This is a genomic window from Bacillus sp. FSL R9-9492, from assembly GCF_038007365.1.
Classification (GTDB): Bacteria; Bacillota; Bacilli; order Bacillales; family Bacillaceae_G; genus Bacillus_A; species Bacillus_A mycoides.
Genome location: NZ_JBBOXC010000001.1, coordinates 4441480 through 4466442 on the forward strand (window position 1 = coordinate 4441480; position 24963 = coordinate 4466442).

General features: G+C 37.1%; 25 protein-coding genes and 1 other annotated feature. Of the genes, 3 read left to right on the forward strand and 22 right to left on the reverse strand.

Annotation, left to right across the window (positions count from 1 at the left end; translation table 11 throughout):
- Positions 1-116 precede the first annotated feature (116 nt).
- From adhE to MKY70_RS22825, 5 genes are all read right to left on the reverse strand, one after another.
- A complete protein-coding gene (gene adhE, locus MKY70_RS22805) occupies positions 117-2720 on the reverse strand; it encodes a bifunctional acetaldehyde-CoA/alcohol dehydrogenase (protein ID WP_002190733.1) in 2604 nt (867 codons plus the stop codon).
- A gap of 260 nt (positions 2721-2980) precedes the next feature.
- Positions 2981-4114, reverse strand: a complete 1134-nt coding sequence (locus MKY70_RS22810) for a bifunctional cystathionine gamma-lyase/homocysteine desulfhydrase (protein WP_341025745.1) — start codon at positions 4112-4114, stop codon at positions 2981-2983.
- Between the two features lie 3 nt (positions 4115-4117).
- On the reverse strand, positions 4118-5041 hold the full coding sequence (locus MKY70_RS22815; RefSeq protein ID WP_113734185.1) for an O-acetylserine dependent cystathionine beta-synthase: 924 nt from the start codon (positions 5039-5041) through the stop codon (positions 4118-4120).
- An 82-nt stretch (positions 5042-5123) separates the two neighbouring features.
- The gene (gene mtnN / locus MKY70_RS22820; RefSeq protein WP_113734184.1) at positions 5124-5819 is read right to left on the reverse strand and encodes a 5'-methylthioadenosine/S-adenosylhomocysteine nucleosidase; all 696 of its coding nucleotides are present in this window, start codon (positions 5817-5819) and stop codon (positions 5124-5126) included.
- Positions 5820-5833: 14 nt separating this feature from the next.
- On the reverse strand, positions 5834-6472 hold the full coding sequence (locus MKY70_RS22825; RefSeq protein ID WP_113734183.1) for a class I SAM-dependent DNA methyltransferase: 639 nt from the start codon (positions 6470-6472) through the stop codon (positions 5834-5836).
- Between the two features lie 137 nt (positions 6473-6609).
- On the opposite strand from MKY70_RS22825, the gene MKY70_RS22830 reads away from it, so the two are divergent.
- The gene (locus tag MKY70_RS22830) at positions 6610-6825 is read left to right on the forward strand and encodes a YrzA family protein (RefSeq protein ID WP_113734182.1); all 216 of its coding nucleotides are present in this window, start codon (positions 6610-6612) and stop codon (positions 6823-6825) included.
- A 34-nt stretch (positions 6826-6859) separates the two neighbouring features.
- Here MKY70_RS22830 and MKY70_RS22835 read toward each other — a convergent pair whose 3' ends face one another.
- From MKY70_RS22835 to alaS, 12 genes are all read right to left on the reverse strand, one after another.
- Positions 6860-7519 carry a YrrS family protein gene (locus tag MKY70_RS22835; protein ID WP_012261740.1) on the reverse strand — a complete coding sequence of 220 codons (660 nt, stop codon included), beginning with the start codon at positions 7517-7519 and terminating at the stop codon, positions 6860-6862.
- Positions 7520-7635: 116 nt separating this feature from the next.
- A complete protein-coding gene (locus tag MKY70_RS22840; protein ID WP_341025750.1) occupies positions 7636-9387 on the reverse strand; it encodes a peptidoglycan D,D-transpeptidase FtsI family protein in 1752 nt (583 codons plus the stop codon).
- A gap of 92 nt (positions 9388-9479) precedes the next feature.
- Positions 9480-9956 (reverse strand): transcription elongation factor GreA, encoded by a 477-nt coding sequence (gene greA, locus MKY70_RS22845; RefSeq protein WP_105584419.1) that lies wholly within the window; start codon positions 9954-9956, stop codon positions 9480-9482.
- Positions 9957-10232: 276 nt separating this feature from the next.
- Complete coding sequence (gene udk, locus MKY70_RS22850) at positions 10233-10871, reverse strand: uridine kinase (protein ID WP_002015274.1); 639 nt, start codon at positions 10869-10871, stop codon at positions 10233-10235.
- Between the two features lie 17 nt (positions 10872-10888).
- Positions 10889-12169, reverse strand: coding sequence for a peptidase U32 family protein (locus MKY70_RS22855; RefSeq protein WP_002143215.1), 1281 nt, complete (start codon positions 12167-12169; stop codon positions 10889-10891).
- Between the two features lie 18 nt (positions 12170-12187).
- The gene (locus MKY70_RS22860) at positions 12188-13117 is read right to left on the reverse strand and encodes a peptidase U32 family protein (RefSeq protein ID WP_002015276.1); all 930 of its coding nucleotides are present in this window, start codon (positions 13115-13117) and stop codon (positions 12188-12190) included.
- A gap of 7 nt (positions 13118-13124) precedes the next feature.
- Entirely contained in the window at positions 13125-13766 is a 642-nt protein-coding gene (locus MKY70_RS22865; protein ID WP_002034114.1) for an O-methyltransferase, read from the reverse strand.
- A gap of 215 nt (positions 13767-13981) precedes the next feature.
- Positions 13982-15052 (reverse strand): endolytic transglycosylase MltG, encoded by a 1071-nt coding sequence (gene mltG, locus MKY70_RS22870; protein WP_341025753.1) that lies wholly within the window; start codon positions 15050-15052, stop codon positions 13982-13984.
- Between the two features lie 241 nt (positions 15053-15293).
- Positions 15294-15572 carry a DUF1292 domain-containing protein gene (locus tag MKY70_RS22875; protein ID WP_002034112.1) on the reverse strand — a complete coding sequence of 93 codons (279 nt, stop codon included), beginning with the start codon at positions 15570-15572 and terminating at the stop codon, positions 15294-15296.
- A 12-nt stretch (positions 15573-15584) separates the two neighbouring features.
- The gene (gene ruvX, locus MKY70_RS22880; protein ID WP_001221204.1) at positions 15585-15998 is read right to left on the reverse strand and encodes a Holliday junction resolvase RuvX; all 414 of its coding nucleotides are present in this window, start codon (positions 15996-15998) and stop codon (positions 15585-15587) included.
- A 3-nt stretch (positions 15999-16001) separates the two neighbouring features.
- Entirely contained in the window at positions 16002-16268 is a 267-nt protein-coding gene (locus MKY70_RS22885; protein ID WP_000348591.1) for an IreB family regulatory phosphoprotein, read from the reverse strand.
- A gap of 78 nt (positions 16269-16346) precedes the next feature.
- On the reverse strand, positions 16347-18989 hold the full coding sequence (alaS, locus tag MKY70_RS22890) for an alanine--tRNA ligase (protein ID WP_002015283.1): 2643 nt from the start codon (positions 18987-18989) through the stop codon (positions 16347-16349).
- Between the two features lie 41 nt (positions 18990-19030).
- Positions 19031-19249: a binding site (T-box leader), on the reverse strand.
- A 237-nt stretch (positions 19250-19486) separates the two neighbouring features.
- Between alaS and MKY70_RS22895 the strand changes: the two genes are divergently transcribed.
- On the forward strand, positions 19487-19831 hold the full coding sequence (locus tag MKY70_RS22895) for a PH domain-containing protein (RefSeq protein WP_341025754.1): 345 nt from the start codon (positions 19487-19489) through the stop codon (positions 19829-19831).
- 38 nt (positions 19832-19869) lie between these two features.
- Here MKY70_RS22895 and MKY70_RS22900 read toward each other — a convergent pair whose 3' ends face one another.
- Positions 19870-20937, reverse strand: coding sequence for an AI-2E family transporter (locus MKY70_RS22900; RefSeq protein ID WP_241875786.1), 1068 nt, complete (start codon positions 20935-20937; stop codon positions 19870-19872).
- Positions 20938-21114: 177 nt separating this feature from the next.
- On the opposite strand from MKY70_RS22900, the gene MKY70_RS22905 reads away from it, so the two are divergent.
- Complete coding sequence (locus MKY70_RS22905; RefSeq protein WP_002015285.1) at positions 21115-21327, forward strand: hypothetical protein; 213 nt, start codon at positions 21115-21117, stop codon at positions 21325-21327.
- Between the two features lie 36 nt (positions 21328-21363).
- On the opposite strand, the gene MKY70_RS22910 is transcribed toward MKY70_RS22905, so the two are convergent.
- From MKY70_RS22910 to MKY70_RS22925, 4 genes are all read right to left on the reverse strand, one after another.
- Positions 21364-21492 (reverse strand): YrzQ family protein, encoded by a 129-nt coding sequence (locus MKY70_RS22910; protein WP_002015286.1) that lies wholly within the window; start codon positions 21490-21492, stop codon positions 21364-21366.
- Positions 21493-21510: 18 nt separating this feature from the next.
- Complete coding sequence (locus MKY70_RS22915; protein ID WP_002015288.1) at positions 21511-21699, reverse strand: hypothetical protein; 189 nt, start codon at positions 21697-21699, stop codon at positions 21511-21513.
- Positions 21700-21826: 127 nt separating this feature from the next.
- Positions 21827-24163, reverse strand: coding sequence for an SF1B family DNA helicase RecD2 (gene recD2, locus MKY70_RS22920; protein WP_002034106.1), 2337 nt, complete (start codon positions 24161-24163; stop codon positions 21827-21829).
- Between the two features lie 107 nt (positions 24164-24270).
- Positions 24271-24930: a tetratricopeptide repeat protein gene (locus tag MKY70_RS22925; protein ID WP_002143220.1), complete on the reverse strand. Its 660-nt coding sequence runs from the start codon at positions 24928-24930 to the stop codon at positions 24271-24273.
- Positions 24931-24963 lie beyond the last annotated feature (33 nt).

A 24963-nucleotide genomic window follows, 5' to 3' on the forward strand; every position in this document is an offset into this window, starting at 1 on the left:
CTCCCATCCTCACTTTATCACATTCTATCAAGCTTAAAGACAAGTAAATAGAACCAATCTGGGAGATGTTTTCCAAAGTAAAAAAGAGCCGCTTACTCGCGGCTCTTTTTTATCTATTATACGCCTTTATATGCTTCCATATAGATTTCTTTCAGCTCTGAAATGAGCGGTAATTTTGGATTAGCTGTTGTACATTGATCTTCAAAAGCTCTTTCTGCTAATAATCCAACAACCCCTTCAAATTGGTCTTTAGCAACTCCTTGTCCTGCAATACTCATATTTATATTTAAGCTTTTTCCAAGCTCAATAATTGCTTGGACGAGTGATTCCACACCTTCCGCTGTTGAGCTTGCTGGAAGCCCTAGCATTCTCGCAATATGTGCATAGCGTTCATCAGCCACAAAGTGCTCATATTTTGGGAACAATGCGTGTTTTCTTGGCTTAATAGCATTATAGCGAACTACGTGCGGCATAAGAATTGCATTCGCACGTCCATGCGGAATATGGAATTCCGGTCCAATTTTATGCGCTAAACTATGATTAATACCTAGGAAAGCATTTGCAAATGCCATCCCTGCGATTGCGGAAGCATTATGCATTTTTTCTCGTGCTTCTTCATCATTTCCATTTTTATATGCTCTCGGTAAATATTTAAATACGAGATCAATTGCTTTTAATGCTAAACCATCAGTATAGTCATTTGCCAGAACAGACACATACGCTTCAATTGCATGTGTTAATACGTCCATACCAGTATCTGCCGTCACATGAGGTGGTACTGTCATTACAAATTGCGGATCAACAATCGCTACATCTGGTGTTAATTCATAATCCGCAAGCGGGTATTTAATATTATTTTTCTTATCTGTAATAACCGCAAATGGCGTCACTTCTGATCCCGTCCCTGATGTTGTTGGAATGGCAACAAATTGTGCTTTATTTCCCAAGTTCGGATACTTACATGTACGTTTTCTTATATCTAAAAACTTCTGTTTTATTCCATAGAATGTCGTTTCTGGGTGCTCATAGAATAGCCACATCCCTTTTGCTGCATCCATAGCTGAACCGCCACCAAGCGCGATAATTACATCTGGTTTAAAGCTTTTCATCATGTCCGCACCTTTAAATACAGTTTCATCTGATGGATCTGGCTCAACTTCAAAGAAAACTTCAACTTTCACATCATTTGCATGCTTACGTAAATAGTGCGTAACTGTATCTACATAACCGTGCTCAACCATCCCTGGATCCGTTACAATAAATGCGCGGGAAATGTTAGGCATGTTTGCTAAATATGCTGTCGCATGTTTTTCAAAATAAATTTTGGGTGGTAATTTGAACCACTGCATATTCTTTTTTCTATTTGCCAACCTTTTTATATTTAATAAATGAGTCGCCGTTACGTTTTGGGAAACTGAGTTTTTCCCGTAGGAGCCACAACCAAGCGTAAGTGATGGAATAAATCCATTATATATATCACCAATTCCACCTTGTGATGAAGGTGCATTTACAATGAGACGGCAGGCTTTCATACGTAACCCAAATTGTTTTTGTACTTCTTTATTTGTAGAATGGATAACCGCTGAATGCCCTAGGCCACCAAGCTCTAACATTTCTTCGCAATATGTAAATCCTTCTTCTAATGAATTTGCTTTTACACAAGCTAACACTGGGCTCAGTTTCTCACGAGATAGTGGATACGCTGCTCCGATGCCTTTAATTTCAGCTGCAAGCATTTTTGTATGTTCAGGTACAGTAATTCCTACTAATTCAGCAATATACTGTGCTGATTTCCCAACAATATCACTATTTACTGCACATGTATTTTCATTAATAACAAGCTTTTCTAATTTCTTTCTCTCTTCCTCTGTTACAAAATAACAATTATTTGCAATCATTTCTGCTTTAACATCATTATAGATTTCCTTATCTACAATGATGGCTTGTTCTGACGCACAAATCATACCGTTATCAAATGTTTTCGATAAAATCAAATCATTAACAGCACGTTTTACATGTGCCGATTTCTCTATATAACATGGTACATTGCCTGGCCCTACACCTAGCGCGGGTTTACCAGTAGAATAAGCCGATTTCACCATACCAGCCCCTCCAGTTGCTAGAACGAGTGCGACACCATCATGGTTCATTAATTGTTTCGTTGCTTCCACAGAAGGTCTTTCAATCCATTGAATACAATGCTTTGGTGCACCAGCTTTCACTGCTGCATCATATACTGTTTTTGCCGCTGCAACGGAACAGTTTTGTGCAGAAGGATGAAATGCGAAAATAATTGGATTTCTCGTTTTTATCGCGATTAATGCTTTAAACATTGTTGTCGATGTTGGGTTCGTTACTGGCGTTACCCCAGCTACTACACCGACAGGTTCTGCGATTTCTATTATTTCTTCATGAGGATCTTCATGAATAATTCCTACCGTTTTATCTTTCTTTATACTATGCCAAATATATTCAGTGGCAAAAATATTTTTAATGCATTTATCTTCATATACGCCACGGCCCGTTTCTTCAACAGCCAACTTCGCAAGCGGCATATGTTGATCGACACCCGCAAGCGCCATTTCATGAACAATGTTGTCAATTTGCTCTTGTGTAAAACTTTCTAATGCTTGTAAAGCTTTTTGACCGTTATCTACTAACGTATCAATCATCTCTTTTACCTCTTGCATTTCATTTACAACTTTCTCTTTGACTACCATGTAAATTTCCTCCTATTCTGCTATCTTGGACCTCACAAGTCCCTATAGGTCATAAAAAGTCCCGATTAGCGTAAAAAAATAGAGTTACCTTCCTACATGAATCCCATCGCTTGTGAAATATTTCACAAGTTTGTTCGTGAATAATATTTCATGAATTCAATATACATGAAATCATTTCATTTGTGTATGTCTAATTTGTGAAATATTTCACAAATTAATATAATAAAAATGCACTGCTCTATATTAGCAGTGCATTTTTACTATGCTAGTGCTTGTGCCAAATCTTCAATTAAATCTTCTCCATCTTCAATACCAACAGAGATTCGAATTAATGTATCTGTAATTCCTAATTCTTTACGGCGATCTGCTGGGATTGATGCATGTGTCATTTGTGATGGAATGGAAATTAAACTTTCTACTGCTCCTAAGCTTTCAGCAAGTGTAAAGTACTGTAACTTCTCAAGTACTCTATTTAATGTTTCTTCACTATCTACATCGAATGAGATGATTGCACCAAATCCGTTCGCCTGTTCTTTTGCTAATTCATGATTTTGATGTGATTCAAGACCTGGATAATATACTTTATTTACTTTCGGATGGTTATTTAAAAACTCAGCAATTGCGCGTGAATTTATTTCATGCTCCTCCATACGAATTCCTAATGTTTTTAAACCACGAAGTAGTAAGAAGCTGTCTTGTGGTCCAAGAATACCTCCTGTTGAGTTTTGTACGAAATGAAGGTCTTCTGCTAGTTGCGGGCTATTTACAGCTACTAGGCCTGCAACTACATCACTATGCCCACCTAAATATTTCGTTGCACTATGAAGTACAATGTCTGCTCCTAAAGAAATTGGCGACTGCCAATATGGCGTCATGAATGTGTTATCAATAATTGTTAATAAATCGTTCTCTTTAGCAAGAGCGGATATTTTCTTAATATCAGTAATTTTCAGTAATGGATTCGTTGGTGTTTCCACATAAATCGCTTTCGTATTTGGGCGAATTGCTTCTACAACTTCCTCTAGGTTTGTTGTATCTACAAATGTATGCTCAATGCCGAAACGGTTTAGTACTTTTGTAATAACGCGATACGTACCGCCATAAACATCATCTGTTAAAATGACGTGATTTCCTTTTGAGAATAGCATAATAGTTGCTGTAATAGCTGCCATCCCTGAACCAAATGCAAATCCAGCATGACCATTTTCTAACACTGCAATCATTTCTTCTAAAGCTGAACGAGTTGGATTACCTGTTCGTGAATATTCATATCCTTGATGCTTACCAACTGCTTCTTGTTTGTACGTACTCGTTTGATATATCGGCACGTTTACAGATCCAGTTGAAGGTTCTCCTATGCGAATACCATGAATTAACTTTGTCTTTGCTCTCATTTTTTATTCCCATCCTTTGTATATGTCTTTACTTAAATAGCGCTCACTACTATCAGGAAAAATCGTTACAATATTTGTACCTGGTGCTGCGTTTTCTGCCTCAAGTAAGCTTGCATGAAATGCCGCTCCTGAAGAGCTTCCAACGAGAAGGCCTTCCTTTTGCGCCAATTCTTTTACACGTAAAAATGCATTTCGATCAGAAATCGTATGAATTTCATCAAAATAAGATGTTTTTAAAAATGGTGGAATGAATTCAAGACCAATACCTTCTGTTTCATGTGAACCAGCTTTACCGCCATTTAAAATAGATCCTTCTGGTTCTACAATAACCGTTTTAATATCAATATTTCTTTCTTTTAAATAAGACGCAGTTCCCATAAACGTACCGCCAGTTCCTGCCCCTGCAACAAATATATTAATCTCTCCATTCAGCGCATCCCAAAGTTCAGGACCTAGTGTTTTGAAATAAGCACGAGGGTTTGCTTCATTAGCAAACTGACTTGGAGAGTATGAATTTGGTATTTCCTTTACTAATTCTTTTGCCTTTGCAATTGCGCCGGTCATTCCTTGCTCAGTCGGGGTATGCACGACTGTTGCACCTAGCGCTTTCATTAATTCTTGTTTTTCAACACTAAATTTCTCTGGTACACAAACAATGACGCGTAAATCATGTTCTAACGCTGCAAGTGCCAGTCCAATACCTGTATTTCCAGCCGTCGGTTCAATAATTGTTCCGCCCTCTGCAACAAGCCCTTTTTCTAACGCATCTTCGATTAATTCTCTTCCTAAACGATCCTTAACGCTTCCGCCTGGGTTGTAAAATTCAAGCTTTGCAAATAAACGGACTCCTTCCGGAAGTGAAAAACGAGTAATTTCTACGATTGGTGTATGACCAATCAACTCATGAACTCCACGATATACATTCATCGTGTTCTCCCCCTTATTTGCCAATAAAGAAAAGGCAACTGTATGTATTTTCTTTATATGAGACAGTTGCCTTTTTGTTACATTACTTTAACTCTTCTAATACTTTTACGATAAAGTTTGTAGAATGAAGAGCTGCTTGATCTAAAAATTGATCAAATGAAACATTTGATTCTTTACCTGCAATATCAGAAAGTGCACGAATAATAACAAACGGAACTTCATATTGGTGGCATACTTGCGCAACAGCTGCTGCTTCCATTTCTACTGCATAAAGGTCTTCAAATTTATCACGAATTGCTGCAACGCGGTTCGGATCATTCATAAATGAATCACCTGTTGCAATCATTCCTTTTACAACTTGAATATTTTCTTCTGCCTGCATACATTTCTCAGCTAATGCAACTAATGCCTCATCAGCTTTAAATCCAGGTGGCATTCCTGGCACTTGACCATATTCGTAGTTAAATACTGTTACATCTACGTCATGGTGACGAACTTCTGTTGAAATAACTACATCTCCAACATTTAAAGAATGATGGAATCCACCAGCTGAACCAGTGTTGATTACTTTTTCAGGTTTATATTTTTCTAATAAAATTGTCGTTGACATAGCTGCATTTACTTTACCAATACCAGACTTTAGCAAGATTACTTCATGTCCTGCCAATAGCCCTTTCGTAAATTCACAACCTGCAACAGTTTCTGTTTCTGCTTGTTCTAATTTGTCACGTAAAATACGTACTTCTTCTTCCATTGCTCCAATTACAGCAATTCTCAATCTAATCCCTCTTTCTATTGCTTAGTTGCCTCCATTACCCAAACGAAATGATTTAATCTCGTAAACGTTACGTGGAAGCCATTGTTTTCAAAAATAGATTGCATGATCGGAATACGTGTATAGTATTCTGTTTGCAAATCGTTTGCTAACTGATGAAAACCTCTTTGTTTTGCTGTCTCAACAGTTTTATCATATGCATCTTGATCTGCAAATATCGTATCAGCAAACACTATTTTACCACCTTTGTTTAGCAATTGACTATACTTCGCAATTGCTACGTCTTTTTCATCATCTGTTAAATGATGAAATGCATAGGTGCTCACAATTGTATCAATTGAATTTGGAACTTCAAATGAAAGAAAATCACCCTCTGTAATTGAAAACTCTTTTGGTAATTTCTCTTTTGCGATAGTACGCATTTCACGTGACGGTTCTATACCGTAAACTGTGCGGCCAGCAAGTAATAATTTATTTGTTAAATTGCCAGTACCAACACCAAATTCTAATACGTTGCCAAATGACTTGTTAACTACATCCTCTAAAATGTCCTCATAATGGGCAAAAACTTCTTTATATTGTATATCTTCGCCTTGTACAAATGAGTCGTACGTATGAGCCCATTCATCAAATAAACCATTAAATTCTATGCCCATAAAAATTCCCCTTTTTCTTATCGGTTTTATCAGTATGATATTCCCTCTTTCTAAAAATGTCAATTGAAATGTACATAGTATTTCCTTCTTTTCTTTGTTACACTATAGGTGATTATCACAGGAGAGGGGGCATCTTTGTGTCATTTACCTTTGAAATGTTAGAAGATAAAGTAGAATTTTTCGAGGCTGCAAACTTGGTTTCTTTAGAAAAGAAAATTAGCGAACAAATTGATAATAATAAAGCACTTATGCTCGAAGTTCATCATATTTCTCACCAAATGATTATGGATCCTGAAAGCAAAAGACCTTATTATAGTGCGGTTGTTCATTTTAAATTAAAGAAATTACGCTAACTAAAAAAGAGAGGCTCCTAAGAGCCTCTCTTTTTTAGTTTAGAGTTTGAACGAGTACTGGTTTCCAGCCCTCATTGTCTACCCAATCAATATTTACATAATATTTTTTACCTGATTGCTTATCTTGCACGTTACCGTAAGCTTTATTCTTACCGTTATTTCCGATTCTATGAATAACCAATTGCTCTACCGGAACATCAATTGCAGCGGAAATCGCCTGATTCATCTCATTCCAATCTGCTGTACCTTTTTGAAACGTCATCGCAGGTGTTGCACCTTGTTCTGTACCTACTGGCTTCCAAGAAGGTTTCGTATAAGCATCTGTTGCCTTTGGCTGTGTTTTTTCAGCTGATATTTTCTCATTAGTTTTTGCTTCTTCTTCAGCTTTTTTCTTTTCTTCTTCAGCCTTTAGCTTCTCTTCTTCTTCCTTCTTCTTAGCCTCTGCTTTCTCTTTCTCTTGCTCGTTCTTCTTCGTCTCTTCTTTACCTTTTGCTTTCTCAGCTTTATTTTCTTTTGTTGTTTGCTGAGCTACTTTTTTATTATCACTAGAAGACGCTTGCTCTTTTGTGTCAGGAACAAACAATTGATATGCTACAATAGCTACTGCTACTAATACAATAGCAATCGCAATATTTAAAACACCGTTTTGACGACGTTTTTGTTGTTTCTGTTGGAATCTAGATCCTCCTGCCATTCTTCAAACCTCCATGCAGTTTTTCATACTTGCTATTGTAACATTAAATCTAGAAAGGTTGAACATTTACAATAATATTTTCACGAAATGAAAACATTTCATAAATAATTGCAAGATTACTTTTCAATTTCTAATTGATGAATTGCTTCTACCATTTCTGCAAAAGCTGGTGTAACTACATTTACGTTATCTGTTTCTATATCAACTACAACTAAAGCATATCTTGGGTTTTCATATGGAAAATAACCTGCAAACCAGCGATTCACCTTCTCTCCTTTTCCTGTTTGTGCCGTCCCAGATTTTCCAGCGACAGTTAGTGGCAACGAACGGAATGCGGTTCCCGTTCCTTTCTCCATCGTTACAACGCCTCTTAACAACTGTTGTAATTTTTTCATCGTTTCATAAGAAAGCTGTTTCCCATTTAATTTATGATTTTCAAATGTAAAAAAGTCAGTTCCATTTTTATACGCTATTTTTTTAACGACTTTCACTTCCATCTTCTCTCCACCTCTAGCAATTGTCGCCATCATATTCGCTATAGCTAGAGGTGACACACGTACATCTTTTTGTCCGACCATCGTTTGAGCAATCGCTTTTCTACTATCTTTATTTTCTTCGCTTTCCCAAATAATAGCACTCTTTTCTTCTGGCAATTGCTCAAATTCTGGTGTATGAAATACCGAACCTTTCCAACCTACCTTCTCACTTGCTCCTAAGGCCTCTAAATACGTTTCTAATACTTCCCTATCCTTTTGCATTAGTTCACCACCTAATACGGCAAACGTTCGATTACAGCTTCTAGCAAAGCTTTCCTTAAAGTTTAATGACCCCATCATAACTTGTGGAAGATTTTCACCGTATAAATCCGTATTACAGTTAAATGTACGATTAAACCGCACCAAATTCTCATCAATTCCTGCTGCTGCAACTACTGTTTTAAAAACAGACCCCGGAAAATGAGGAGTTAACATTTGATTTTCAAGTGTAGCTTTATATATCCTCCTATCATTCATCTGTAAAGAAGGCCTACTTACCATTGCTACAACTTCACTATTCTTTATGTCTAGTAATACTAACCCACCTTTTTTTATTCCGTTTTCATCTATACTCTTCTCTGCTCGTCGTTGCAACGTTTTATGTATTGTTGTTTGAATAGTAACTGGATAAAATGGATTTCCTGGCGAAGTGTATTTCGCCTGCTTCCCAAAAATCGGTTCTCCTTGTCGATCCACTTGATATAGTACTTTCGCTTCTCCATCAGTCAGTAAAAATTCATCAAATGATTGTTGCAATCCAGAAATACCAATTGGCGTTTGTTTCGAAGTTTTTTTCATTTCTCCATAACGCTTTTGAAATTCCTGTTCATTCTCTCCCACATCACCAATTAAATGATCTGCCTCTCCCATTTGCTTCAGTCGAACTTCTGCTGCTACAATACCTAAAATATCTAATTGATTTACCTTCTTCATCTGCTCGAGCGTCAATTGAAATGGGGTATTCTCCCTTCGTAATATAAATGCTTGATTCTTATTTTTCATTTGCAGTCTTATCTCTTGTCTCGACACACCAATGATATGCGCAATTTTCTCTAACATGTCATTTTTTATTTGTAAAAATGGAAAAACAATTAAGACTGGATATTTCTCTTCACCAATTTCCTTACCATTTCGATCTGTAAAATGCCCTCTTCCATTATCTACTGTAAGTGATTGTGTTCGTTGCGTAACACTTTTTTCAATCAGATTGATATTTCGGTCAGTAAATGATTCCGTATCTATAATCTGTATTTGGATTAAACGACAAAGTAATAAAAAAATCACACCCATAAAACAAATTAAAACAATTATAATTCTCCGTTTCATTTTCATAAAAAACACCTCGTCTATTGTAGTTTAGACGAGGTGTTTCACCTTTTATACAAATAAAAAATCACTCGTTTTTACACGAGTGATTTTTTACGTTATTTTACAGAGATAATCTCTACTTGCATTTCTCCACCTGGTGTTTGGATTGCTACCTTCTCACCAATTTGCTTACCTAATAAGCTTTTTGCGATTGGAGAATCGTTAGAAATTCTTCCTTCAAATGGATCGGCTTCTGCGCTACCTACGATTATGTATGCTTCTTCGTCTCCACCTGGTAACTCTTTAAATGTTACAGTTTTACCTAATGTTACAACTGTAGACTCTTCACCATTGTCTTCAATGATAACCGCATTACGAATCATGTTTTCAAGTTGTGTAATACGTCCTTCTACGAATGCTTGCTCATCTTTCGCTGCATCATACTCAGAGTTCTCTGAAAGATCTCCGAAGCTACGTGCGATCTTAATACGCTCTACAACTTCTTTACGTCTTACTGTTTTTAATTGTTCAACTTCGTTCTCTAGTTTTTGCTTACCCTCTTGCGTCATAGGGTATGTTTTTTCTGTTGCCATGTTTTCCACTCCTTTTATATACCAATCCCCCGAAAAAAAGAGGAGTTCCATATGAAAACTCCTCCGCTTATATAGCGGAGGTTTCTAGCACACGTAGCACTAGTGGAGTTGTCACATACAACCCCTTATTCTCCAATTCTTCCTTATATAAAGAAGGTATGTATGGAAAGTTGATATAAATATGCCCTCACCTATTGGTAGGTGAGGTTTCATGTTTCATTGTATTCGATAAGAAGGGAAAAAATCCCTTCCTATCGTATATCTTTTACTATGCTATTACAAATTTACTTTTTGTTCAAGAATTGTTGCAATTTTTGTCACCATAATATCAATTGCAACATGATTTTGTCCACCTTCAGGGATAATAATATCCGCGAATTTCTTAGAAGGCTCAATAAATTGATTATGCATTGGACGTACAACGTTTACGTATTGGTCGATAACTGAATCCATTGTACGACCGCGCTCTTCAATATCGCGCTGCATGCGGCGTAAAATACGAAGGTCTGCATCTGTATCAACGAACACCTTAATATCCATTAACTCACAAAGACGTGGGTCTTCTAAAATAAGAATTCCTTCTAAAATAATTACATCTTTCGGCTCAACTGGAATAATTTTTTCTGAACGCGTATGCAATGTATAGTCATATATAGGCTTTTCCACTTGCTCATATGCAAGCAACTGCTGCAAATGGTCAATTAACAAATCATTATCAAACGCTAAAGGATGATCGTAATTTGTTTTTAAACGTTCTTCCATTGGTAAATGGCTTTGATCTTTGTAATAATAATCTTGCTCCAAGATTAAAATGGAATGACCTTTAAAATGGTCAAAAATCGCTTTCGTTACACTTGTTTTTCCTGATCCTGAACCACCAGCGATTCCAATTACAACAGGCTTATTCGTCCCCATTCGACTACCACTCTTTCTTATTGAAGTATGTTTTTGCGCATCATATTATTCACATACACTGGTTGATCCACTTTGAATTTCACGATTTGCAACGGATGTCTCGCTGCATCTAATTCGTTTCCATCCTCATCCCAAATTTTCTCCACCGTTTGCGTAAAGTTTTCTATTTCTGGCCCAAAGAACTCCACTTCATGTCCTGGTTTGAAGTGATTACGTTGCTCAAGCGTTACGATGCCCGTTTCTTCATTATAATCTAACACTAAACCAGCAAAATCATACGTTGTTTTCTTACTATGATTTCCAAACATTTGCTCTTGATGTCCTGGAACCCCTTCAAAGAATGCAGGAGCTGTATCACGATTTGCACATTTATCAAGTTCATCTAACCATTCTTGTTTAAACTCAAAGTTATCCGGATCCGCACAATACGCATCAATTACTTTACGATATACAGTTGCTACAGTCGCTACGTAATGGATAGATTTCATACGTCCTTCAACTTTTAAGCTATCAATTCCAATTTCAATCATTTTCGGAATTGATAAGATTAAATTTAAATCTTTTGGGCTCATCGCAAAGTGAGCATCTTCTTCTTGGAATAGAGGAAGCTCTTTTGCATCTTTATGTTGTGATACCGTTTGAACTAAATCATAATCCCAGCGGCAAGATTGACAACAACCACCACGGTTAGAGTCACGCGCTGTCATATGGTTACTTAATGTACATCTCCCTGAATACGCGATACACATTGCACCATGGACGAATGCTTCAATTTCAACATCAACTTTTTCTTTAATTTCTTTCATTTCTTCATAGCTTGCTTCACGAGCTAATACAAGACGATGTAAACCTTCTTCTTTCCAATACTGTGCTGCTTTCCAGTTGGATAGTGATTGTTGTGTACTTAAATGCACCTCAACAGAAGGCGCCACACGTTTACATGTCTCAATAATAAGCGGATCGGCAACGATAATTCCCGTTACGCCAGCTTTTTCAATCCCTTTTAAATATTCCTCTAGCCCATCCATATTTTCATTATGTGCAAAAATATTTGTTGTTACGTATATTTTTGCTCCATATTTCTTTGCAAATTCAACGCCTTCTGCCATGTCTTCCAGCGTAAAGTTACCTGCATTAGAACGAAGACCAAATTCTTGTCCACCTAAATATACAGCATCTGCCCCATAATGGATAGCTACTTTTAATTTTTCTAAGTTACCCGCAGGGATTAACAGTTCAGGTTTTTTCACAATAACGCGTTTGCCATCGATCACTCGTGAAATTTCTTGTACAGCCATTTCCTACACCCTCCTCGTTTAGTAAACCGTTTCTTTAAAGAAGAATCCTGTATCTAACGGACGATTTACCGGTTGTATTTCTTCTATCTCTTTAAATAAATCATCTTTCACGTCATAATACGCATCACGATCTTCTACACATAAATCAATCGCCTTACGATATTTCTTCGTTACCTCAATAATGTACTCAGAACTTTTTAGGACACCATCAATTTTTAAGCTATCGACTTCAGCATCGATTAGTTCCTCTAACTCATCGATGAAACAAATATCATTCGGACTCATAATGTGAGTACCATTTTCATCTTCATAAATTGGATATTTGTTATTACGTTCCGGGTCGTATAAGAACATATTCTCTTCATACTTTTTCTTTTCGATGTCGAGATTACGCCCTTGATACTCAAAGTAGTTTCCTACTAGTGAACGCTTCGATTGGAACATGCAAGTCATACCGTGAATTTGTACTTCAAGTTCCACTTCAGCATTTTCTTTTAATTCAGCAATTTCATCTAAGCTAAGCTCACGAGCTAATACAGCGCGTTTCGCTCCTCTTTGCCCCCAATAGTTACAAGTAAACCAGTTTGTTGCTGTCGTTTCTGTATTCCAGTGAAGTTGCATATTTGGTGCAACTTCACGAACAGCCATTAATACCGCTGGATCTCCGAAAACAATCGCATCTACATTTACCTCATTTAAAAAGGCAACATAGTCCGTTAATTCTTCTACTTTATCATTGTGGAACATCGCATTCATTGCAACGTATACTTTCACACCATTTTCATGTGCAATGTTTACAGCTTGTTTCACATCTTCACGTGAAAACTCTCCTGCCAAACGTAAACCAAACTTTTGTTCACCAACCATTACTGCATCTGCCCCTGCTTTCGCAAGAGGTTCAATATCCGCCACCGCTCTAGGCGTTACTAACAATTCAGGTTTCTTCATACTTTTGTCACCCTCTCTTTTTACTTACAGCCACTCCATCGCCAATTGGGAAAATCGTTGTATCATATCCTTCATGATTCATAAGCCATTCATTGTACGTCTTAATACGACGAATCAAACCACGGGTACGTCTATTTTCAATTTTCTCTTTTGTCGTCACAAGACCATGGTACATAACGTTATCTGAAATAATAACGCCACCAGGATTTAATAACGGTTCGTATAAGTCAAAAAAGCGACGATACTGCCCTTTCGCTGCATCAATAAAAATAACATCAAATGTTCCATGTTCTTTCACTTGTTCGCCCGTTTCTAAAGCATCACCGTAAATAACAGAAATACGGTCTGTTACCGAGGAACATTCTATATATTCAAGTGCCTTTTCATATCGTTCACGATTGCGCTCTACTGTCACAATGCGAGAGTTCGGAATAGCTTGCATCATACGAATACTAGAATAACCGATTGCTGTTCCAAGTTCTAAAATACTTTCCGGTCCAATTAAACGTAAAAATTGCAGCATAAATTCCATTCCAAGTCGATCCATAATCGGCACATGGTTTTCAGTTGCATACTCTTCCATTTCAAGAATTAATTTATCTTTTGGATCAATAAATGATAATAGGTACTCGTTAACTGCATCCTCCATAATTGGTCCTCCTTATTTACATGGAGAAGTGCCTCTATGACGCGTCAACCTTTGTCTTTTCACACATAGAATGCAATAAAAATACAAGCCAGTTTCACCCTTAGCTTGTACGTCCCGTTTTGATATTAAAAACGATTCTTCTGCCAGTTTTTAACCCGATATATTTTACCACAAAAAAGAGGGATATGCGACCCTTTTCGCTATCCCTCCCCATTTCACTGTTTTTTCGTAATGTATTTTTGCTTTAATGCATTATGTTCTTCTAATGTTTTCGCATAATACACTTCACCACTTGGTGCAGCTAAGAAATAATAATAATCTGTTTGCGCAGGATCTAACGCTGCTTCCACTGAATGTTTACCAGAGTTTGCAATCGGTCCAACCGGCAACCCTTTCACAACATACGTATTGTACGGTGAGTTTACTTTCAAGTCTTCGTATAATACACGTTGTTTATGCTTTCCAAGCGCGTATAATACCGTCGGATCCGTTTGAAGCGGCATGCCTTTCGCTAGACGATTGTAGAAAACACTAGAGATTTTTTGGCGATCAGTAAAGCCAGTAGCCTCTTCTTCAATAAGTGAAGACAACGTGAGAAGTTGATGAACATCCCAGTTCTTCGCTTTCATTTTCGCCTCATTTTGAACAATAATTGCATTTGTTTTCTCAAGCATCAGGATTACAATTTCTTCTAATTTTGTATCCTTTTTATAGAAAGAATACGTTGCTGGATATAAGTATCCTTCTAGTGGATATTTAATGTTGCTATCAAAAATTTTATCTGTTAATAGCTTCGGATACTTTTGCTGCATTTTTTGAATAAATGCTTTATCGTTTAATTGACGCACAACATCATCTTTATTCCACTTTAATTCTGCCGCAATCACTTCAGCAATTTCAGTTACTTGCGCCCCTTCTTTAATCGTCACTTTATAAAGAGCCGGACGATGTACGTTGCCAGATGACATTTGTTCAATGACATCGTTAGCACTCATCGAAGGATTTAATAAATATGTACCTGCTTGTAAGCTTTTCGACTTAAATTTCGTATAAAAACTAAAAACTGTACTGCTTTTCACAGCACCTTTTTCTTCTAAAATCTCACCGATTTTACTTGTAGATGACCCCTTTGGAATCTCTACCTCAATCTCTTTTTTATTTCCACTATCAACTGGTCCTAATGCAGATGAAATATACGCATAGACTGATCCACAAACTAAAAGCAGTGCGATAATCGAAATTAAAAAAATACGTCTACGCTTCTTCTTCACTTGATTCTCTACCAAAATTCTTCCTCCTTATTCAATTGTAGACCGTATACACTTCCTCTATACAATGCCCTACAAACATAAAGCAAAACCAATCATTTCTAAATAATCGGTGACAGCTACTTATTTAAAGCCTTTTTTCATACAACCCGTCTTATTATACTATAAACAATTACGTAGTTTCGACAAAAAATCTGTCATGTTGCATATAAATACAAAAAAGGCGAACTGTGTACACAGTTCGCCTTTTTATCCATTACTATTCTTCTTCTTGCTCATCAGCAAGAGTGTTAAACATTTCTTGTACCATTTCCCACTCTTCTTCAGATTCAATTGAAAGTAATGTTCCGCCCTCTTCTTCACTTTGCTCATATGCCATTGCATCGAAGATTTGGTCTCCATCTTCGTCTACTTCACCGATTGGAGAGAAGACTACGTAAGATTTTTTGCCGAATTTTTCAGCATCAAAAGTGAAAATAATTTCACATAAATGTTCGTTTCCTTTTTCGTCTACAATTGTAATTTGATTTTCTTCCATTTTGGTCACCTCTTATTTACTATCTAAAAATCCTTGTAAGATCACGACTGCAGCCATCTTATCGATTACCTGTTTTCGCTTCTTACGGCTCACATCAGCTGAAATGAGCAGACGTTCCGCTGCCATCGTCGACAAACGCTCGTCCCACATTACAACTTCTAATTGTAACAGATTTCGCAGGTTTTCTGCAAATTGCTGGCACGCTTCACCACGAGGGCCGATTGTACCATTCATATTTTTAGGTAAACCTACTACTATTTTGTCCACATTGTACTGTTTTACCAACTCAGAAATACGGTCAAAACCAAAGTGGCCTCGTTCTTCGTTAATCCTGATTGTTTCCAGCCCTTGTGCTGTCCAGCCCATTTCATCGCTCATTGCAACACCGACTGTTTTAGTACCAACATCTAAACCTAATATCCGCATAAACTACTCCTCACGATGATGTTTCAAGTAAGACTTCACAAGCTCTTCAATTATCTCATCACGTTCAAGCTTGCGAACGATGCTTCGTGCATCTTTATGGCGAGGTATGTATGCTGGATCTCCACTTAATAAATAACCGACGATTTGGTTAATCGGATTATAACCTTTTTCTTGAAGTGCATCATACACAGTTAAAAGTACATCATTTACATGGACACTCTGTTTTTCATCTTGAATGCTAAACTTCATTGTCTTATCAAAACCGTCCATTTCAAGCACCTCACTTGTAAGTAGTAAGTATAGGGAGAAGAACTTCTCCTCTCCCTACCATTGTACACTACTATCTCTTTATTTTGAAACAGATTTAACGTACTCTTGTACAAACGCTAAAGCTTCCTCTACTTGCGCTGGGTTTTTACCGCCTGCTTGTGCCATATCAGGACGGCCACCACCGCCGCCTCCACAACGAGAAGCTACTTCTTTCACAAGTTTACCCGCATGGTAACCTTGACTAATTAAATCTTTCGTTACGCCAGCTAAAATGTTTACCTTATCGTCATTTACAGACGCTAATACAACAACTGCAGACTCTAACTTATTTTTAAGGTCATCCATCATTGTACGTAAGTTGTTCATATCTGCAACATTTACTTTCGCCGCTAATACGTTCACGCCATCAACTGTCATTACTGAATCAGTTAAGTTTCCAGCTTCGATATTGCTTAATTTCGCAGCAAGAGATTCGTTTTCTTTTTGAAGTTGTTTTACTTCAGTAAATAAACCATCAACTCTTGTTAAAATATCTTTTGGATTTGTTTTCATTTTTCCTGCTGCTTCTTTTAATAAACCTACTTGATCGTTCATTAATTCGTATGCAGACTTACCAGTTACCGCCTCAATACGACGAGTTCCTGCACCGATACCAGACTCAGCAACGATTTTGAAAATACCGATAGAAGCTGTGTTATCAACGTGACAACCACCGCAAAGCTCTAAGCTGTAATCGCCTACTTGCACAACGCGTACAACATCACCGTATTTTTCACCGAATAATGCCATTGCGCCCATTTCTTTCGCTTCTTCGATTGCTTTTTGAGAAATCGCAACATCAATACTTTCCCAAATTTTTTCGTTTACGATACGCTCAATTTTTTCTAATTCATCAGCTTGTACTTGACCGAAGTGAGAGAAGTCAAAACGTAAACGTTCAGATGTTACAAGAGAACCAGCTTGGTTAACATGCGTTCCAAGTATATCTTTTAATGCTTGGTGCAGTAAGTGAGTTGCTGTATGGTTTTTCACAACGCTACTACGGTTTTTCGTATCGATAAGAGCTTTTACAGCCGCTTCTTTCGTTAATGTACCTTCTTCCACAACTACTTTGTGTAAGTTTTGACCATTTGGTGCTTTTTGTACGTCTTTCACAACAACTTTCACGCCGTCAGCAAGAAGGTAACCACGGTCTGCAATTTGCCCACCGCTCTCAGCGTAGAATGGCGTTACATCAAGCATTAATTGTCCTTCTTCACCTGCTTGTAAGCTATCTGTATACTCACCATTTTTCACAAGGGCAACAACGTTACTTTCTGTTGCAACTGTACCGTAACCAACGAATTCGCTCGCTACTTTAACTTCACCAAGTACACCGCCTTGAACTTGCATAGAATCAACGTCTTGACGAGCAGCACGTGCACGCTCACGTTGTTTCTCCATTTCATTTTCAAAGCCCGCTTGATCAACTGTCATACCAGCTTCTTCTGCATATTCTTCTGTTAATTCAATTGGGAAACCGTACGTGTCGTATAGGCGGAACGCATCTACGCCAGAAATAACAGTTGTTTTTTCTTCTTTCGCTTTTGCAATTACTTCAGCTAAAATTGATTCACCATCATGAAGTGTTTCATGGAAACGCTCTTCTTCATTCTTCACAACTTTTGCGATGAAATCTTTCTTTTCAAGTACTTCTGGATAGAAGTCTTTCATTACTTCTCCAACAACCGGTACTAATTCAAACATGAACGGACGGTTGATGTTTAATTTCTTAGAATAACGAACAGCACGGCGTAATAAACGACGTAATACATAACCACGGCCTTCGTTAGATGGAAGAGCACCGTCACCAACAGCGAATGTTACTGTACGGATATGGTCAGCAATTACTTTAAACGCCATATCTTTTTCTAAATCGCCATTACGATATTTCTCACCAGAAATTGATTCTGTTGCACCAATCATCGGCATGAATAGGTCTGTATCAAAGTTCGTAGGTACATCTTGAACGATAGATGTCATACGCTCTAGACCCATTCCTGTATCGATGTTTTTCTTAGGAAGTGGCGTATATGAACCGTCTGGATTATGGTTAAATTGAGAGAATACAAGGTTCCATACTTCTAAGTAACGCTCGTTTTCTCCGCCCGGATATAATTCTGGGTCACTAAAGTCATTACCGTAAGATTCACCGCGGTCATAGAAAATTTCTGTATTCGGTCCACTTGGTCCTTCACCGATATCCCAGAAGTTTTCTTCTAAACGGATGATGCGTTCTTTTGGAACACCCATTTTCTCATTCCAAATTGTGAATGCTTCTTCATCTTCCGGATGAATTGTAACAGATAGTAATTCTTTATCGAATCCGATCCATTTGTCGCTCGTTAGAAATTCCCAAGCCCAAGTAATTGCTTCTTCTTTGAAGTAATCACCGATTGAGAAGTTCCCTAACATTTCAAAGAATGTATGGTGACGAGCCGTTTTCCCAACGTTTTCAATATCGTTTGTACGAATTGATTTTTGTGCATTTGTAATACGTGGATTTTGTGGGATTACACGACCATCAAAATATTTCTTTAATGTCGCTACACCACTATTAATCCATAACAGAGATGGATCTTCATGAGGAACTAGTGATGCACTTGGTTCTACTGCATGTCCTTTTTCTTGGAAAAAGTCTAAAAACATTTGACGAATTTGTGCGCCTGTTAGTTGTTTCATTGTATTTTCCTCCTTAAATATAAAAAACTCCCGCCCCTAATAAAAGGGACGAGAGTTAACTCGCGATACCACCCTAATTATGAATTGATTATTATAACAATCAATTCATCACCTCATGGTGCCGTAACGTGGCAAGACGGCAGTGATTAGCTGCTCTCAGGATTAGCTTTCTGTTACCCTTCATTTAAAGCTCCTTTCAGCCAGTGGAAGCTTCTCTCTACAAATGGACTGTAACGTACTTGTTCCGTCATTGATTTAATGTATTATATGACTAAATATAATAGAATTCTCTTAAGTTTGTCAATGTAGATAATCATTTATATTGTATCAATTGCTTATTAATCATAGTTATTCTACTATTCATTCTTAACAGCCTTTAAATATATTATGCATTTATTACTAAATAGGAATCTCCTCTCAAAAAATACTTTATACAAATTTCTAAATATTACATTATTTATTATAATTAAATTATTAACAATAAAGGAGCGATTACAATGACAACCTTATTGAATCAAGCTAAAGAAATGTTAACAACTGATGAAAAAATCCTTTTTTATGCAGCATGCTCATTAAATATATTTATATATCGTTCCGTCGCAAGACCAGGACTGTTAATTTTAACGAACAAACGGCTCTTCTTTTATGGACCAGATGTAAGTAAGAACCCAATATTTGAAGAGTACTCTTTTGCAAACATTTCTAATCTAAAAGAGCAAAAGCGTCTTTTCAACAATCAAATTATATTTATGTACGATAATGAATGGAAAAAAATAAAACATATTCAAACAAATGATGTAAGCTCTCTCGTTCAACAAATACACGAGCAACTCTCTAAATAATAAAAGCCCTCTACTTTTATAAGTAGAGGGCTTTTATATTACACATCTTCTTTTTTCCAAAGAGGCCTTACATGAACAATCACTGTACGAATAACTGCTAAAATTGGAACTGATATTAGTAATCCTACAATCCCGGCTATCTCTCCTCCAACTAGTAATGCAAGCATAATAATAACAGGATGCATACGAAGCGACTTACCAACGATGTAAGGAGATAAAATGTTACTTTCCAAAAATTGCAAAATAGCAATTGTAATCCCCGCCTTAATGAGTAAACTCGTTGATACCGTTGCCGCAATCATCAACGTGGGAATCGCCCCTAAAATAGGACCAAAGTACGGGATTATATCCGTTACCCCAATAATAATGCCGAGCAGCAATGGATATTTCATACCGATAAACCAAAAAGAAAGAACAGATACCCCCCCTAATACTAAGCAAACAAATAACTGCCCTCGAATATAACTTCCGAGTGATTTATCAATTTCTTTCGCAAGCATTTGACCCGTACTACGCCACTTACTCGGGACTAATTTCCAAAATATATGATAAAACTCACCGTAATCTTTTAATATGTAAAATACAATGAATGGAATTAAGAAAATAATGAGTAACGAATCCAGTACACCACGAGCTGTGCTCATGACTTTATTTAAAAGCGCTTGAATCTTCGTTTCTACACCACCAAAAATTTGTTTCACCTTTTCATGAATAAATGATGGGAAATTCGCTGTTTGTTCTGTAACTCCATCCATCCAAGAATCGTACATTTTTGTAAACTGTGGAAATTGTTCATTAATTTCTTGTAACTGTTTAATAACAACTGGCGTTCCTTTATAAATTCCATAGCCAATTCCGCCAAAGAAAAGAATATAAATGAGCAAAATAGCAAGTGTGCGTGGCATTCCTTCCTTATGGATTTTTTCAATTAAAGGGTGTAATAAATAAGCAATAAAACAAGCAATAAAGAACGGTGTGATCGCCACTTTAAATACAAAAATAATCGGTGCCCATAGTGGCTTAATTTTTAAAAAGACGAGCAAACAAAGAAAAACGAGTAACAATAATCCTAAACGATATATCCAAATGATTTTAAGATTCTTCACACGAAAAACCTCCTCCATCTTTATTTTGAAAATAAATAGGTTAGGTTATGTGCAAAAGTTTTAAAATCTTTTTATACAGACCATACTGTTTTTTAAAGACGTACATATATTTAACATAATAAGGACAACCATCCCTTGAAAATACAAAATGTCAAAATATAATCAGGAGGGCTCATAATGATCTTATTTATGCTTGCATTATCCGCACTTTTTATGCTTCTTGAATGGATTTGTATCGGGTTTGGTATTTGGAAAGGCTTCTTTATTCGTTCCTCACGAAAGGAAAGAGCTAAGCACTTATGGCATTATGGAATGCTTGGCGTTGGATGCTACGGTTTATCTTATCTCTTCTCTGAAATCGGACTTTTATATTTGCATACAAGCGCATAAAAAAACTCCCTTATCATAAAGGGAGTTTTTTACGCCTTATAAATAAGACTTAATCATCTTACGTGCTTTTTTCACATTGCGTTTTGAAAATACATCTTGTTTGCGAGCATATTGATACGCTGCAGCTCCAACACCTAATGCGATTAATGAATTGCGTAGATTCAAAGTAAATCCCCCTTTTCGTTATCCGATCGTTCTTTCATTATCATCAAATAAATCATCAAGAGAGCTTAATGAACCATCTTCCTCTACTTGATGTGTATGGATTTTCCCCTTTGAAACCGATAATTCGATATAACAATTCCAGCAATAAAATTGGTTGACACCTATTTTTCCGATGTCTTTCCCTTTGCAATTTGGACAACTGAACATATGGCTTTCATCTCCTTACAGTCTCCCAGATTCTATTCGCCATTATGTCCAAACTGCATTCATTTATACATTGCTAGAACCTTTCAACGTTATACGTTTGAAAGGTTCACTATATAATTTCACCTTGTTACATGAAATCATACGGTGAAATGTTTTCCACGTCCATTTCTTCACCATTAACCGTCACCATCTGCACTTCTCCTTGTGATTCTTGCAATCGGCCAGCTAAAGTCGTTTGACGCATTGCATCATCAAGGCGATTTACACCGGATTGAAACGCTGCTTCCTCCCCGCAAATAATAAGGAATTTCTTACTCCTTGTAATACCCGTGTAAATTAAATTACGACGTAACATACGGTAGTAGCTCTTTACAATTGGCATAATAACTATTGGGAATTCACTACCTTGTGATTTATGAATCGAGCAGCAATAGGCATGCGTAATTTGATTTAAATCCGGCTTTGTATATGTTACTTCAATTCCATCAAATGAAACGATAATCATATCTTGTTGCTCGACATTTTCTTTCGCATAAAATACTGAAACAATTTCTCCAATATCACCATTAAACACTTGGCTTTCCGGCTGATTGACTAATTGAAGTACTTTATCACCTCTGCGGTATACAACGTCACCGTAGGCAATTTCTTTACTCTTTTCTTTTTTCGGATTAAACACTTCTTGAAGAGCTTCATTTAACACATTAATACCTGCTGGTCCGCGGTACATTGGTGCCAACACTTGTACATCTCTTGCACTAAAGCCTTTTGTCTTAGCATTTTCACAAACCTTTTTAACAACCTCAACAATTTGAGCACCTGCACAGCTGATAAATGAACGATCTTTTTTATTTTGTGCTAAATCTGGCGGAAGTGTTCCATCCTTTATCGCATGGGCAAGTTGAATAACAGATGACCCTTCCGCTTGACGATAAATTTCTGTAAGCTTGACCGTTGGAACCGCACCTGCATTCAATAAATCTTTTAACACTTGTCCAGGTCCTACAGATGGCAACTGATCTTCATCACCTACAACGATAACTTGAATATTTGTCGGAAGTGACTTGAATAGCTGATTTGCAAGCCAAATATCTACCATCGAAAACTCATCAATAATAAGGAGCTTCCCTTGTACAGGGTCTGTTTCATTGCGCTGAAAAGATCCTTCTGGCGTCCATCCAAGCAGACGATGAATTGTGCAAGCTGGAAGTCCTGTCGATTCACTCATGCGCTTCGCCGCTCTTCCAGTTGGGGCCGTTAATAATATTGGAAATGGATTATCATCACTATATTCATTCGGATTTAATGATACTCCGTGAAGTGACGCATACATTTCAACAATTCCTTTAATAACTGTTGTTTTCCCCGTCCCTGGTCCACCTGTTAACAACATCATCGGCTTATGAAGTGCAGTTTGAACTGCTTCTTGCTGAAGCGGCGCATACTGTACCTTTAGCTGTTCTTCAATTTCTCCTAATGTTTTTAACACTTCTGCTTCAGGGAATGCAGGGGTTTCTTCTTGATTCATAAGACGACGAATTGACTTTACAACGCCTTTCTCAGAATAGAATAAAGAAGCTAAATACACTCGCTCTTCTTCTATAATGACTTTCCCTTCGCTTTGCATCATTTCAACGCAGCCTACAATATCTTCCTCAGTCACTCTACCTTCTTGATTATTTAAAAGTGACATCGTTTCTCTTACAAGCTGACCTTTTTCCATATACACGTGACCGAGTTGTAATGAAATATTCTCTAACGTATAAAAACACCCTGCACGTACACGGTCGTCGTGATTGCCCGTTATTCCGATTGCACGCCCTATATCATCTGCTCTTCCAAATCCAATTCCGTCCACTTCTTCAATAAGTTTATACGGATTATTACGAATCACTTCTAATGTCATCTCTTTATATTGCTGATAAATTTTAATAGAAAGTTTTGTTCCAAAACCGTAACCATTTAAAAAACTCATCACTTTCTCGAGCCCTTGATGCTCAATAATCGTCTCATATATTTCCTGCGCTTTTTGCTTGTTTACAACACCACTTAACGCATCCGGATCATCCATAATTTTAGAAATCGCATGCTCACCAAGATGGTCCACGATTTTTTCGGCTGTACGCTTTCCAATCCCTTTAAATAAATCGCTCGCTAAATATTGCACCATACCTGCTTTTGTTTGTGGCAGTTCTTTTTTAAACGTTTCAACTAAATATTGTTTTCCATACTTTGGGTGGTCTTTAAAATGACCTGTTAATGTAAACACTTCATCTTCATGCATACGGGGAAAATGACCGTTTATCATTACTTTTTTTTCGTCGTATGTTTCATTCGTTTCAATGACTTTCATACTGACAACGGAATAGAGGTTTTCTTCGTTGTGGAAAATGGTATGAAGAACTTGCGCTTTTATAAATTTTTTTTCTTCCTCAAACAAATCCATTGCATGTTGATTTCCCATATTTCCTCTCCTTTCCGAGTTCTTTTCACTTTAATGAGCAGTACATCCCCCACCTCTTTCACAATCTTTAGATGAGGGGTAACTGCGCATTAAACTATAATTTCACTTTATTCAGCTTCTTGCTCTAATAAACGAATACCATTACCAGCTAAAAAGTGGTCTGCTTGAATTTCAGTCGCTTTCTTAAATAAAGTAAGAGCTTTCTCGTTATTCTCCTCGAATACGTACGCAACACCTAAATTATAATACGCATCTGCATGCTCTTCATCCATTTCTAACACCTTTTCAAAATAAGGTTTTGCCTCTTGAATATGTTCTAGTCGTGCGAAGCAAAGTCCGCATTGGAAAACAGCTTCTACATCGCCTTCATCTAATTCCGTCGCTCTTTGTAAAAATGGAAGTGCAAGACGATCATTTCCAAGTTGCACATGTGTGATACCTAACATAAATGTTACGTCAGCTGATTGTAATCCCACTTGCATCGCTTGTTCAAATACAGCCTTCGCCTCTGCAAATTGCTCTTGACCGTAATATACATTTCCTAAGCCATAATAAGCAGCAGCAGATTTACCATCTAATTCTAATGCACGTTTATAAAATACAATTGCTCGCTCACTATCACCTAATACATCTAATAAATTCGCAAAGTTAATGTATCCAAGCGCATCTTTCGGATTTTCTTCGATTGCTTCTGTGAAATTTTTAGCTGCTTCTTCCCAGTTTCCTTCTTGCATATATTTAATACCTGTTTCAAGTTTGTTTGACATATCCTTCACCTCTACAACAAATTATAACAAAGA

Bases quoted from the DNA above. Each gene is read 5' to 3' on its own strand.
- MKY70_RS22865 (WP_002034114.1), bottom strand. From the start codon at position 13,766: ATGGAGGATGCAGTTAACGAGTACCTATTATCATTTATTGATCCAAAA.
- MKY70_RS22885 (WP_000348591.1), bottom strand. From the start codon at position 16,268: ATGGACGGTTTTGATAAGACAATGAAGTTTAGCATTCAAGATGAAAAA.
- MKY70_RS22895 (WP_341025754.1), top strand. From the start codon at position 19,487: ATGACAACCTTATTGAATCAAGCTAAAGAAATGTTAACAACTGATGAA.
- MKY70_RS22825 (WP_113734183.1), bottom strand. From the start codon at position 6,472: ATGGGCATAGAATTTAATGGTTTATTTGATGAATGGGCTCATACGTAC.
- MKY70_RS22860 (WP_002015276.1), bottom strand. From the start codon at position 13,117: ATGAAGAAACCTGAATTGTTAGTAACGCCTAGAGCGGTGGCGGATATT.
- MKY70_RS22905 (WP_002015285.1), top strand. From the start codon at position 21,115: ATGATCTTATTTATGCTTGCATTATCCGCACTTTTTATGCTTCTTGAA.
- udk (WP_002015274.1), bottom strand. From the start codon at position 10,871: ATGGGGACGAATAAGCCTGTTGTAATTGGAATCGCTGGTGGTTCAGGA.
- MKY70_RS22835 (WP_012261740.1), bottom strand. From the start codon at position 7,519: ATGGCAGGAGGATCTAGATTCCAACAGAAACAACAAAAACGTCGTCAA.
- MKY70_RS22915 (WP_002015288.1), bottom strand. From the start codon at position 21,699: ATGTTCAGTTGTCCAAATTGCAAAGGGAAAGACATCGGAAAAATAGGT.
- adhE (WP_002190733.1), bottom strand. From the start codon at position 2,720: ATGGTAGTCAAAGAGAAAGTTGTAAATGAAATGCAAGAGGTAAAAGAG.
- MKY70_RS22855 (WP_002143215.1), bottom strand. From the start codon at position 12,169: ATGGCTGTACAAGAAATTTCACGAGTGATCGATGGCAAACGCGTTATT.
- MKY70_RS22925 (WP_002143220.1), bottom strand. From the start codon at position 24,930: ATGTCAAACAAACTTGAAACAGGTATTAAATATATGCAAGAAGGAAAC.
- greA (WP_105584419.1), bottom strand. From the start codon at position 9,956: ATGGCAACAGAAAAAACATACCCTATGACGCAAGAGGGTAAGCAAAAA.
- MKY70_RS22815 (WP_113734185.1), bottom strand. From the start codon at position 5,041: ATGAATGTATATCGTGGAGTTCATGAGTTGATTGGTCATACACCAATC.
- MKY70_RS22840 (WP_341025750.1), bottom strand. From the start codon at position 9,387: ATGAAAATGAAACGGAGAATTATAATTGTTTTAATTTGTTTTATGGGT.
- ruvX (WP_001221204.1), bottom strand. From the start codon at position 15,998: ATGCGGATATTAGGTTTAGATGTTGGTACTAAAACAGTCGGTGTTGCA.
- MKY70_RS22875 (WP_002034112.1), bottom strand. From the start codon at position 15,572: ATGGAAGAAAATCAAATTACAATTGTAGACGAAAAAGGAAACGAACAT.
- alaS (WP_002015283.1), bottom strand. From the start codon at position 18,989: ATGAAACAACTAACAGGCGCACAAATTCGTCAAATGTTTTTAGACTTT.
- recD2 (WP_002034106.1), bottom strand. From the start codon at position 24,163: ATGGGAAATCAACATGCAATGGATTTGTTTGAGGAAGAAAAAAAATTT.
- MKY70_RS22810 (WP_341025745.1), bottom strand. From the start codon at position 4,114: ATGAGAGCAAAGACAAAGTTAATTCATGGTATTCGCATAGGAGAACCT.